Genomic DNA, 13298 nt, shown 5'->3' with positions numbered 1-13298 from the left:
CCGCCCTTTTCCTCTATGAACATTGCTTACTCACCTGCCGTCGACACGCTCAAGCTTAACCATATTCTGCTTGAACACAACACTGCCGGCCTCCTCTCTTTGTTGGAGTTACACGATGTACAGCTCAGCATCGTGTTTATGAGTGATCCGGAAATAGCTGATTATAATATACAATATCGCAACAAATCCGGTCCCACCAATGTCCTTTCTTTCCCTGTAGATTCCTCTGACAACTGCTTTACTGTACCGGAAAATGAACTCGGAGATGTACTTATTTCAGTCGATACGGCTCTACGGGAGGCTACAGAACAAAGGGTGACACTCCATCACCGACTCACAGAGCTTATCATCCATGGGGTGCTGCACCTCATCGGCTATGACCATGAACGATCAGAAAAAGAAGCCATTGAAATGTGGGATAAAGAAAAAATTCTTTTTCAGCAACTTAAAACATTCAGGAGAATTACTATGCCGCATCTTGCCATCAATGTTGACCATGTTGCAACAGTACGACAGGCCCGTGGAATTAACGAACCAGATCCGGTTCTCGCTGCCGGTATATGTGAACTCGCTGGTGCGGAAGGCATTGTGGCCCATTTGCGGGAAGACAGGCGCCACATGCAGGACAGAGACATTCGTCTGCTGCGCCAAACCGTTAAAACCAAACTCAATCTTGAGATGGCAATAGCCAATGAAATAATTGACATCGCCCTCGAAATAAAACCAGACATGATCACCCTGGTGCCGGAAAAACGGCAGGAGTTGACCACAGAGGGTGGGCTTGACGTTGTCGGCAATCTCAAAAAGGTAAAAAAGACCATCGCAAAAATGAACAAGGCAGGGATACCAGTCTCACTGTTCATTGATCCAGATGCAGAACAGGTAGAAGCATCAGCAGAAATAGGTGCGACCTTTGTGGAATTACATACCGGCCGTTACTGTGATGCGCAAAGCGAAAAAGAGCAGACACAGGAATTTCGCCTGATCGAACACGCTGCAGAACTAGCCTTTGAATCAGGCTTACGGGTTAATGCCGGCCATGGCCTGGATTACAGAAATGCAGGCCCCATAGCGGCCTTACCGACCATCGAAGAGCTCAGCATCGGTCATTCGGTCATCAGCAGAGCGGTCATAGTAGGGTTGGATCAGGCTGTTCGAGAAATGTGCGCAATTGTCAAAGCTCCTTACCTAACCCTGTGATGTCTTCATAAGAGCCTAGAACAATCAGAATATCCTCTGCGTAGATACAGGTCGATGGTTTTGGGTTAAAAAGCATTGTGCCATCTTCCCGTTTGATGGCAACCACAATCACATCATATTTTTTTCTAATTTCAGATTCTATCAGGTTTTTACCAATCAGGGGTGAGCTCGAGCTCACCCTGAGTTCTTCCATGAGCAGGTCCAATTCTCCAGCCCGCATAGTCAAATCTATAAAATCAGTGACCGTGGGCCGCACAACCAGATGGGCCATCCTCCGCGCCCCTATTGCATAAGGCGATATAACCTTTGAAGCTCCTGCCCGCATTAGTTTTGTCTGCACGCCACCAGCACCACTGGACCGGGTTAAAATGTACAACTCCGGATTGAGCCCTCTTGCCGTCAGTGTAATGTACAGATTATCGGCATCAGTGGAAACCACAGAGATCAGTCCCTTTGCTTTTTTTATACCAGCAGTGAGCAGAACATCATCGTCAGCGGCCTCTCCCTCGTAAGCAAGATAATTAAGTTCTTCTATCTCCTGGACAACCTCTGGATCATTATCGATAACTACAAATTGCCGTTTGTTTTCCTGTAAAATCTTACAAATTTCTTTGCCAATCCTGCCAAAACCACACACCAGGTAGTGATCTTGAAGACGTGCAACATGCTGCTTCATTTTCCTTCTCCTGAACAAGCCTCGAATTTCGCCCTCAATCATAGTTTCGGTAATCTTGCTGAACGTATACATCACAAAACTGACGCTAGTGATAACAAGAAAAACCGTAAAAACTTTACCGGTAGGATGAATCGGGACAATGTCACCGTAGCCAACGGTGAAAACGGTAATAATGGTCAAATACATACCGCCCCAAAAGCTGGTATTTTCAAACAGCATATAGCCGATGGTACCAACAACAAGGAGCAATAAAAATAAACTACTTATGATAAGAGCTTTACGCATCTGCCAGCCAATGGAAAAATACTTTTAATCTCTGATAATTAATTTAGCATAGCACACAATCTTCATTTTTTCTTTATGATAAACTCCCGAAACAGCTGCTCCTTTGTCGCATTTGTGGTTTGACAAATTTTGCCCGGCTGTGTATACAATAGCGCACCAAGCCCGGATGGCGGAACTGGTAGACGCAAGGGACTTAAAATCCCTCGGTCGTATGACTGTGCGAGTTCGATTCTCGCTCCGGGCACCAAACACAAAAAGGGTTAAAAAGCTAAAATTAAACAGCTTTTTAACCCTTTTCTTTTTCACACCACATCTCTCCTCACGCCTCACTTTAGTTTTAATTTGCTTTTTCCTGCTCTTTTTTACTATATTTTGCCGAACAAAATGGAGCAAAAATGGAGCAAAAAAAGTAGAGACAAAAAAAATGGCCAGGATTGTCGCAAGAAAAGGAAAGAAAAAAATATCATACTCCGTGACTATTCGCCTTAAAGGGGAAAAATCTATTACCAGATCTTTCGACACAAAGGGTGAAGCACGAACATGGGCCGCTGAAGTCGAAACTGAGATAAAAAATAAAAGATTTAAAGATCCTCGCCGTGCTCAGATAACTTTTGATGATGCACTGGATAAATACCTCAAGACAGTTACCCCTCAAAAAGCTCTGACAACACAAGAGCGGGAAAGAAGAATTGCAAAAATTCTGAAAAAAAATTTTGGCAGGAATACATTGTTGCCTGAAATCACCCCGTCTGTTGTTTCAAAATATCGAGATAGACGTTTAGAGAATGTATCTGCATATGCTGTTCGACTAGAACTAGCGCTCCTTTCTCACTTATTCACCAAGGCCCGTAAAGAATGGGAACTCCCATTAGAAAACCCTGTTAAATCCATTGAGCGTCCGAAGGTTCCCAAGGGCAGAATACTTTTTCTAAAAGAAGATGAAGCTGTACGGTTACTTAAAGAATGCAAGGTAAGCCGTAATAAAATGCTCTATCCCTACATTTTGGTTTTACTCCAGACGGCTATGCGTCCCAGCGAAGCGGCAGGGTTGCGGTGGAGCCAGATAGATTTCGACCGTCGGTCGCTCATACTTTATGTTACCAAAAATGAACCCAGGACCGTTCCGTTAACAAAAACAGTCTTAACGGTTTTACAAAAAATAAAAAAAACAAATTCGGACCACGAGTTTGTCTTTCTTAAGGGAGAAGGAAAAAGTTCGCAGGCACAAAACATACCCTCCTCCAGATTCAGAACATCGTTTGATAAAGCACGAGAGCGTGCCAATTTACCAAAATTACATATGCATGATCTCCGCCATACTGCTGCGAGCCACATGCTAATGGCGGGTACCGATATCCGTACATTAGCTGCTATCCTCGGTCACAGTACACTGCAAATGGTATTACGTTACACCCATCTTCTTGATGAACATAAATTGAAGGCGGTTGAGCGAATCAACTCTCTCGGAATTGAATAACTTCCGTCAATTCTGTAAGTTGACACATTAAGCAGCTATGTCTCAATCAAATCTGACAATCTCCCATCCTTTTCATGCAGCGATGGAAAAGTTTACAGTTTGTTGTTGCGTATAAACAGGAATTATGTTGAGAGGTTAGTTATGTTGTGTCTTTTTTCCTTTTTCCTCTGCTTGTTTTTCTTCCCTCTTTCTGTAGTCGTAATTCTATCTATTCTTCCTCCTTTTTCTTTGGATTTTCTTTTTTTACTTTTTTTGTATTTACAAACTCAAAAATTCTTATAACTGTTCATAGTGTAATGGTGCGAGCCACTAATAATGTTAAATTATTTCTTGTGATATGAACGCTTTAACGATTGGATTTGTTTCCTTAATCAATTATTTCTCACTTAGGTAGCCCTTCAGTACCTATAGAAATTTTACCGTCGTAATTTAATTAAGGTCGGAAAATTATGTTGCGAGCTTAATAGTACCAATTCCCAAATGACCTATAACTATCTGATGTCTAAAGAAATAATAATTTTTCAGAAAATGTCTTGAAAGATCTTTAATTTCAAGTAGATAGGGCAACTCGCAACATAACAGGAATTATCTCTTATTCCAGCTCGTAAAAGCCCCCTTCCCGACAACCCGAGAGGGTACAGAGTAGACTTGTACCGTTCTGCGCAAAATATTGGCAACTCGCCTTCCCCTCTGACTCTGCAAAAAAATACCACTATCAATGCAAATATATTCAATCACCCGGAATCCTGAAAAATATTTGAATTAAATCGGCGACAGAGGTATCGTGTAAATTACTGAATTTGTATGACAAGTTGCAACTTGCGCCATAATATAGCAGGTCATTTGACGATCTATTTTGGGAGAAAATATGGCGTTGCAACGGCTACAAGCCAACTACAGAATTTCACATCTTCTGTGACACGAGGTCAACATATAATGGAAATACGTTGACTTCTGATGGTTCAATTTTGCAGGATAAGTAAACTTCATGGGCAGAATAAAAAGCTTCTTTTTATTTAGTCAAAAATGAATGATAAAGAGTTAGTGTAAGGTATAACTAATTGATTCCATGTTAACCCAACTTCGTGACTTAAAACAAAAATGCCTTTTATTTTAAGTATGTTAGCCACAAATTTCCGTTCAGTATGGCACTACATCTTTCATTTTGTTGCAATGGTTGTTTTCTCCACATTCCCCGGATGATTTTTCAGACCCAATGCTGAATATATTTTATGCTGCTCAGAATCAGGTCGCACACTTTTTCTGACATGTACGGTATCCCCATTTTTGCACTGCATCGAAATGGTGACCCGATTGTGAGGCAGGAGGGTATTACGTAATTGGCACTGGGCTCATATCATTCAATTTTGTGTTTACGATCCCGACTGTGCAGAGCTTTGATGTTTCAAATAGCCCTTCGTGTGGTTAAAATTTCTTCAAGAGACATGGAATGCGTCATAATTCCTAAGGCAACAGCAGGCACTACTCCTGTTGTCCAGTGTGGCCTTACAAAATTATGTATCAGTTGATGCACATCCAGAGTGCGTTGCAAGCCACCTTCAGTCTTGGCATATGTATTTGTTCTTCGCCTGTACGCGCTATTTCTTCTTCTAAGAGCAGTATTTTGAGCTTCGACATGATTTGCATGAATTTCAGACACCTGTAAATACTGCCTTGTATCGGGATGCTCTTTTTGTGATGCTTGGTATTTCTGACGTTTCGGTCCTTTTTTATGCTTTTGGCTACCCTTGTTCTTGATACGCACCCGGGACACCCGGAGGAAGAACTTTACGAGGACGTCCAGGCTTGCCCGTCCGCAGGGTTTCACAGCATAGTTCAAAGAGCATATTTCCATATCCCATATCGTCTTTCACCATCGGACAAGAAGGTAAAATCATTGGTCTGGGCGGAATATTCACAGATTGTTGCCATTACAGATTTGAATAAGGACGCATTCTTTTCTCCGGCTCGTTGCTCTACAATAAACCGACTGGCACGCTCCATAATAACAGCTGTCCATACTCTGGAGTCCATGGGTGCTGTGCGTTTGCCCACGATGGTGTAGAATTCATCACCTTCGAAGGTAAGGGAAACAAACTCACTGCAAAAGGTATACAACATTAGTGATTCTTTTTGGGCTGCAAATCGTTCCTCCCACTCGGTAATCGTACGCTTGTTTGCTTGCAAAACACGACCTGTGGCCCGAAGGCCAAGCCCTTCACTGCGAAGTTTTAATGCACAGGCGACCCTGCTGATTGGAGATTTTAGACCTTCTATCGATGTGTTACGAGTTTCGGAAAATATTGATTGGCAGGTGGCGCATCGATACAGCTAACGGGGTCCGTTATTAATGTTCTCGTAGCGTTTGAAACATGGCACGTCGGATAATTCGCAGTCAGGGCATTTAAGCAGGCTTGTATCTTTCATGAATGGCTTTAAATCACAAAAGCGGATTCATTGAAAGATTACAGTGCAATGGTGGGAGCCTAGTGCCAGCCCAGTAAATTCGAGCTTAATTTTAATTTTTATTCTGTTTTGGACAGCAGTGTTCTTATTTTAAATAATAGGGCATTAGGAGAAAGCGGCTTGGAAATAAAATTGAAACCTTTTTCATTAAGCCCTTTGTCAAAGACGACATTGGCGGTATAGCCACTCATAAATAACGCCTTGACATCAGGATTCATCTTTTTCATTTCATTGTATGTATCTATCCCGTTTTTCTTGGGCATAACAACATCAAGAACGACGAGTGATACCTGATCAATGAAGACCATGTACTTCTGAACAGCGTCCGATCCATCCACAGTTTCGATAACAGTGTATCCTTTACCCTCCAATACTTCTTTTATAAGGCTTCGTGATTCATCATGGTCCTCAGCGATCAATATTGTCTCAGTACCACCTTCTACTTCATTGAAATGGTTGACTGTATTTTCTTTTTCGCATGTCATCGCTACAGGAAAATAGACGTGAAATGTCGTTCCTTCATCAGGCTCACTGTACACAGTAACAAATCCATCATGTTTTTTGACAATACCGTAGACGGTGGAGAGACCAAGCCCCGTTCCTTTTCCCACTTCTTTTGTGGTAAAAAAAGGGTCAAAGATTTTCTTTTTGGTCTTCTCATCCATACCGAGCCCTGTATCAGAAACAGATATCAATACATACCCTCCGGGTTTTCCAAAACCATGGGTCTTTATAAAAAGATTATCGAAATTCACAAGATGCGTCTCGATTGTAAGATTGCCGCCTTTTGGCATGGCATCTCGTGCATTTGCAATAAGATTTAACAACACCTGGTCTATTTGAATACTATCCGCAATTATAGTTACATCTTCATCGGTCAATGAAGTCTTGAATTCAATATCCTCTGAAAGTAAACTTTTTAAGATTTTTTCTATGCCATAAATGACGGTGTTCACATTATGATGCCTACGTTCTGTGATCTGTTTTCTGGTGAAGGCCAAGAGGTTCCTGGTAAGACTTGCAGCCTTTTCTGACGATATCAGTATCTGGTTAACATACTCCTGCAATGGATCGTCCGGGGCTATTTTCACCTGTAACAGGTTGCCGTAACCGATGAGCGCAGTCAGGATATTATTAAAGTCGTGCGCAATCCCCCCAGCCAGTGTGCCAACAGCCTCCATCTTCTGAGCATGGTGGAGCTTTTCATTGAGGTTTGCCTTCTCTACCTCCGCTTGTTTACTCTCGGTTATATCGCGAATTGATTCGATGGCACCTACGATATTTCCACTGCTGTCGAATAAAGGCCTGGCTATTAGCCACAAATTACGAACCGTCCCTTTTAGAGTCACGTCCGCCTCGGCAAAAATACAATCCCCTTTTTTTCTTACAGAGGTGTCTTGTCTCTGTATCTCTTCATCCTGAGTGAGCACTAAATCAATCAGGATCGGTCGTCGAACCCCATAAAACACAATACTATATTCATAATTACTTTTGCCCATCATATCTTCAGCCTTGACTCCGCTCATCTCTTCAATTGCATGATTCCATGCAATGACATTACCATCGATGTCGATGGCAAAAGTCGCGTCGGGCAAAAATTCGATAATTTGAGATAATCGCCTCTCGGATTCCCGTAAGGCATTCTCCCCCCGCTTGCGTTCGGAGATGTCGCTGACGGTGGCCAATACCCTGTATTCACTGTTCATTTCCACGCGTTGCATCTTCACCTCGACCCAAAACAGACTCCCTGCCTTATCCTTCGCATTCCACTCAAAGTGCTGCGGTTGTCCCTGGGCAGCCTTTGAGAGGAATCCCAGAGCATCTTGACGGGTATAGGGAGCAACGCCAGCGCTCAAAACCCCGATATCAATCTGACGTGCTTCCTCCTGGCTGAAGCCGTACATCTCGCACATTTTTTGGTTTACGTCCAGAATGGAGCCGGTCTTCAAATCGTGGATAAAGAGCGCATCATTCGCAGAATCATAAATTGTCCGATATTGTTCTTCGCTCTTCTGAAGTATTTGCTTCTGCTGGTCAAGTTCATCGACCATCTGGTCGAAGACCTGAAAGAAAATACCGACTTCATCTTTCTGGTTGATATTGAGCCTTAAGGTGAAGTTCCCTTTGCCAATGGCCGCAGCCACGGTCGTGGCCTTAGCCAACGGTCCGGTGATGGAACGTACTATCATCATACCCAAACCGCCTGCCAGCAATACTCCAAAACATACAGATATAATGGTTATTATTTTACTCCGTTCATATATCCTGAAAATCTTATTATGTTCCGACTCCGCCAAGTTGAGTTGCAAGTCTACCAATTCACTTATCTTCTCCGATACCGGATCAATGACCGGATAGAGACGGGTGACTGTAAATCTTGCCAAACCTTCCCTGTCCTCTCGTTGCAAGATATCGATCAACTCAGCCACACCACTGCCTGCCTCTTTCAACAATGGCTTTAATTGTTCAATGGTTTTAACCTCTTGAGCCACCATGGTGGTCGCCAGGTATTCTTCCCAGTTTTTCCGAATAATCTTCAGGGCCTCTTCGACATTGGCCCTCCCTTTCCCCCATTGTAGATTTCCATTGCGAACCTTATGGGAGGTATCAACGATATTGACCGCATACATGTCCGCAATAACTTTCAAACTTTTCAAAGGAACAACGCGGTCCATAAAAACTGTATCAAGTCCGTCGAAACCTTGTTTTATACTGTGCACCCCCAGGAAGCCGATCATGATCAACAGCACGGATAGAAAACCTATAAGCGCGTAAAGTCTTGTTCCTATTTTGAGATTCTTCATTATCAATACTATTTGGTTAATATTTTACAATTAGGCAACAAAAGACATAAAATAGTTGCATGCAGATACACCTGCTCATACGCCACGGCTCTCCATAAACGTTCGACTAAGGGGTTTCTTGAATAGTAAGTATCCACCGGTAAAACCGGTGGATACTTACTAGTTTTTTTCACCATAAGCAGTCATCAGGACGACCGGAGTTGTATTGTCGTACTCCTTTGCTGCATGCAGCAATTCTATACCGTTCATTTTAGGCATCATATAATCGGTGACAACGATATCGATACCAGTCCGTCGCTCAGACAATAAAACCAGAGCCGTCGGTCCGTCAGAAGCCTATATAGTGGTATATCCACTTGTTAATAATCCGATTTTTATTGATCGCAGGATGTGCGGATCATCGTCGACAAGCAAAATCGTAGTCATTGCTATTACGCCTCCGGGGTGGATTGTACGTTTTCAACCGGGAGTTAATAAGCAACTAGTGTGCCAACGCTGTGCTGTTCTCTGCAATATACTAATTGTATTAAGGATAATATATTCAAGGCGAGGAGGCGCTGCCTGCCGAGGGACGGTACGTTTTAACTCAACAATGCCGTTAGCGAGGGAGCAAGACATTAAGATTATAGGTAAAAAAGGGGAGCGGAACAAAATGTATCAGTGGTACGAAACGTAACAACAATACCATCGACTGTGGCTAAGATTCGTATTAAATGATATCGGGCGGATTCTTGTCTACTGCAGCCAGAACCGCTGCACCGTTGGGGTGCACCACCGCCCGATATCCGGCATTTAGGATACTATATTGCAAGAACGAGGGTTGCCGATGTGTCATCCACCGGCATGACTATTGTCTGGGCTGTGTCCTTCTTCATCCGATGGCACCCCTTTCCCAGCAAGCAGAGCATTTATACGAGGGTAGTCGAATACGTCGGCCAGTTTGCGCAACTTCCTCGCCAATTCAGGACTGGATTCAGCCGCTTGCTCGAGAAGTTTCATGAACAGAACCATATCGCCATCCTCAACCGCCTGCCTTAGCTTCGTCCGCAGCGCTTCAGACAGCTCAGATATTGCCTCGACCGTCAGCGTGGGAAGTTTCTGGTCGTCATTCTTGTGCACATACCGTAATCCCAGGCATTGGCCGAGGATTTCGTACAGCTCCCTGTGTAGAAACGGCTTGCGCAGGTAAGCGTCCGCGCCAGCATCCAGGATTTTTTGCTTCCCTTCTTCAAATACGCTGGCAGTCAAGGCAATGACAGGCGTGGCAAGGTCCGCAGCAGTGCATTTAATCTGCCGCGTGGCCTCGTATCCGTCCATATCCGGCATGCGCATATCCATCAGCACCGCAGCGGGCCGGATCTTCTTAAACAGCGCAAGGGCTTCTTTGCCGTTGAAGGCCTGGTATACCTCAAAACCGATGGGTGCCAGAAGGGCTTTTACCAGCACCTGATTGTCAGGATCGTCCTCCACCACCAATATCCGCACCGGGCCGGTGCCCGATTCAAGACCGATTACTTCGCGGTATGCCGGCGCACCAGTTCCTGGAACCGCTTTTCCCTGTGTCATCTCCCCCGTAAAGCAAAAACAGCTGCCCCGGCCAGGCTCGCTGACAACCCGAATATCCCCGCCCAGCAAGGCGGCATACTCCCGGCAGATGGCGAGGCCCAGGCCGTTTCCGCCTGTGTTTGCCGCAGATTCGACCTGATCAAAGGGACGGAAGATGGCTTCCAGGTTCTCTAAGGATATGCCGATGCCGCTGTCCTCCACCTCGATGGTCAGCTTGACGCGCACCTTTCGCGGCAAATCCTTTTCTTGATAGACATCACTGCGGACCCGGACGCTGATGCCGCCCTTTTCGGTGAACTTGATAGCATTGCTCAGCAGGTTCGTAACAACCTGCTTTAGTTTCGTGCGGTCGCCATATAGGAACTCCGGCAAATGATCATCCCGCTCCACCACTAGGTGCAGCCCTTTGGCCTCACAGCGGGAGCGGAACAACCTTTCGAGGTCCATCAGCAGTTCATGGATGGAAAAGTTGACCGGCCTGATTTCCAGACGCCCTGCTTCGATTCTGGAAATCTCAAGAATGTCGTTGACGATCTCCAGCAGGTCCTGGCCGCTGCGGAGGACAACCTGCACATCACTGTGCTGCCGTTCAGTGAGCATCGGGTCCTTTGCCAGCAGTTGGGAAAATCCGATCACCGCATTCAAGGGGGTCCGCAGTTCGTGGCTCATGTTAGAGAGGAACAGACTCTTGGCCTTGGTGGCAGCCTCGGCTTTTTGTGCGAATTCCTTAGCTCGGCTGATGGACGATTGAAGTTTAATGTTGGCTGTGCGCAACGCCTCTTCTGCCTTTTTGCGTTCGGTTATATCAATGGCTATACCCGTGTGCTTTAAAATATCACCGTCTCTATCTCTAACCGGGAAGGATTTAGAATGGATCCAGCGAATCTTGCCGTCAGGCCGCACTATTCGATAGACTTCATCAAAAGTATTTGTTCTCATTAACTTTTCAAAAGCCGCGAATACCGCAGGTTTATCCGGATCATATACTGAGTCAATGAATGATTCTGGGTTGTTATACAAACTCTCACTGGTGCGGCCCCATACCTTTTCATAGGCAGGGTTTATGTAAAGCATTTTTGAATTATCCGCGCTTCTCAGCCAAATAACTTCACCTACATTTTCGGCTATCTGGCGAAACTTTTCTTCGCTTTGTTCAGCATAGTCTTTTGCTCTGGTTAGCTCAAGACTGGATTCATTTCTCTTGTGAAGGTTGATCAGCATGAGGCTAAAAACCTCCAGAATGCTCTGTTCTTTGTCAGTATAGTTATGATGCTTGTGCACGCTATCGAAGCCGACAAAACCGACACAGGTATCGCCCCGCATTAGCGGTACGCTAATAATGCTTTTAATACCCTGAGGCTCAAGAAGCTGCCTGATATCGCTTTCAGGAGAAAGACCCATAACGTCCGGAATGTAATTAATGCTACCTGCTCTGTGGTTTTTGACCCAGTCAGGTATTAGTTCGAGGGGAATATTCTGTAAATATTCTATCTGTGGTTCAATACCATCACGACACCATTCGTAGGTGTTGCTGGTGGTCTGTTTGGAAAAATCATAACTGAACACATAAGACCTGTCGGCATCCACCAGAAGACAGATCGCCTGGAGAGATTCCACTACAATATCGTCAGTTTTGTCGGGAGGCACATTGATAAACCCGCTGGAAATATCAACAAGCGCCTTCAGCATGCCAATATGTTCACGCTGTTTTTTTTCACTATCGTCATTGATACGTTTAAGTACTTCTTCGGTACGGCTCTTCTGAATACTCAGGGCATATATGGTGCTCAGCCGTTCGACCACAGCCATGTCCTGATCGCTATAGTCTTCCTCCGAATTGGCAAGAGCGATCATCCCCACCAGTTCTTCGCCATGGAGCACCGGGACTCCAAGAAAACGCCGAATTGGAATGTGCCCCTGCGGAAAGCCTGAAGAGCGATGGTCGCTCTCCGGGTGGTTGGAAATGAGGGGCAGGCGGTTGTTAACGACCCAGTCCCACAGGCCGATGGGTTTTTCGAAAACAACGGTCTTGTCTGCAACACGGCACCCATCCGATATATTCCTTGTGAATGTCGAGGCGACGAATCTTTCTGTGAACGGTTCCATATAACCCGCAAAACCGCATAGGCTGCCTGTGAGTTGCGTGGCCTTTTCCAACAACAGGTGCGATATTTCTTCAAAAGATCCGGCACCGAGTAATTTCAGGAAAACTTCGGCTGCGGCCTTATCCACCATGTTTTGTCGATCCAGTGCTGCTTCGGCCTTTTTCCGATCGGTGATGTCAACATGGCACCCGACCATACGAATTGGCGTTCCGTCCTCGGCCCATTCGATGATCCGTCCTGTGCAGATAACCCATATGGTGGAACCGTCCCTATGCTTGAAGCGGACCTCGTTGTAGAATGGTTCCCGGCCTCGGCTCTCGACGTGTCGGTCAAACACCTCAAAGACTCCGGGTAGATCCTCAGAGAAGATGATCCGCTGCCAGGCTTCCGGCGAGCTTTCCATTTCGTGATCAAGGTAACCGAACATGCGCTTGAAGGACGGGCTTAGGTATTCGGTGCTGTCCACCAGATTCCAATCCCAGAAACCGGAAAGCGTATTTTCCACGATGTCCCTGAGGATTCGTTCGCTTTCCCTGGCTTTCTCCTCCGCCTGCTTGCGACCGGTTATATCACTGAGCACCAAGTAGCATACGGGGGGGCCGTCTTCCGCCTGGGCTGCGTTTACCGTCAGTTGAGCCCAGAGCAATGCGCCATCCGGCTTGACCAGCCGCAGATCACATTCCTGGGGTTCGCCCGTCTCAATGAGCTGTTTCCGATGC

Annotated in this window: 7 protein-coding genes, 1 tRNA gene and 1 pseudogene; 3 read left to right on the top strand and 6 right to left on the bottom strand. The window is 45.3% G+C overall.

Translation table 11 applies throughout. The features are described from left to right. Positions 1-15: 15 nt before the first annotated feature. Positions 16-1200 (top strand): pyridoxine 5'-phosphate synthase, encoded by a 1185-nt coding sequence (locus JWH17_RS08975; protein WP_205222266.1) that lies wholly within the window; start codon positions 16-18, stop codon positions 1198-1200. Here JWH17_RS08975 and JWH17_RS08970 read toward each other — a convergent pair. After that, entirely contained in the window at positions 1175-2161 is a 987-nt protein-coding gene (locus tag JWH17_RS08970) for a potassium channel family protein (RefSeq protein WP_205222265.1), read from the bottom strand. The two genes, JWH17_RS08975 and JWH17_RS08970, sit on opposite strands and share 26 nt — an antisense overlap. A 160-nt stretch (positions 2162-2321) precedes the next feature. Between JWH17_RS08970 and JWH17_RS08965 the strand changes: the two genes are divergently transcribed. Together JWH17_RS08965 and JWH17_RS08960 are read left to right on the top strand one after the other, a co-directional pair. Further along, positions 2322-2408, top strand: a tRNA-Leu gene (locus JWH17_RS08965). A gap of 177 nt (positions 2409-2585) precedes the next feature. Continuing rightward, positions 2586-3638 (top strand): tyrosine-type recombinase/integrase, encoded by a 1053-nt coding sequence (locus JWH17_RS08960; RefSeq protein ID WP_205222264.1) that lies wholly within the window; start codon positions 2586-2588, stop codon positions 3636-3638. Positions 3639-5043: 1405 nt separating this feature from the next. On the opposite strand, the gene JWH17_RS08955 is transcribed toward JWH17_RS08960, so the two are convergent. The 5 genes and pseudogenes from JWH17_RS08955 to JWH17_RS08935 form a co-directional block, all read right to left on the bottom strand. Further along, on the bottom strand, positions 5044-5403 hold the full coding sequence (locus tag JWH17_RS08955; protein ID WP_205222263.1) for a hypothetical protein: 360 nt from the start codon (positions 5401-5403) through the stop codon (positions 5044-5046). A gap of 71 nt (positions 5404-5474) precedes the next feature. Then, positions 5475-5825 (bottom strand): hypothetical protein, encoded by a 351-nt coding sequence (locus JWH17_RS08950; RefSeq protein ID WP_205222262.1) that lies wholly within the window; start codon positions 5823-5825, stop codon positions 5475-5477. A gap of 338 nt (positions 5826-6163) precedes the next feature. Further along, positions 6164-8908, bottom strand: a complete 2745-nt coding sequence (locus JWH17_RS08945; RefSeq protein ID WP_205222261.1) for a PAS domain S-box protein — start codon at positions 8906-8908, stop codon at positions 6164-6166. Positions 8909-9067: 159 nt separating this feature from the next. Continuing rightward, positions 9068-9232 (bottom strand): annotated as a pseudogene (locus tag JWH17_RS08940) (response regulator transcription factor); the annotation flags it as partial. Positions 9233-9739: 507 nt separating this feature from the next. After that, the gene (locus JWH17_RS08935) at positions 9740-13225 is read right to left on the bottom strand and encodes a PAS domain S-box protein (protein ID WP_205222258.1); all 3486 of its coding nucleotides are present in this window, start codon (positions 13223-13225) and stop codon (positions 9740-9742) included. Between the last annotated feature and the right edge of the window lie 73 nt (positions 13226-13298).

The organism is Desulfogranum marinum (genome assembly GCF_016918565.1).
GTDB classification, from domain to species: domain Bacteria; phylum Desulfobacterota; class Desulfobulbia; order Desulfobulbales; family Desulfobulbaceae; genus Desulfogranum; species Desulfogranum marinum.
This window is presented reverse-complemented; position numbering and strand designations above follow the sequence as displayed.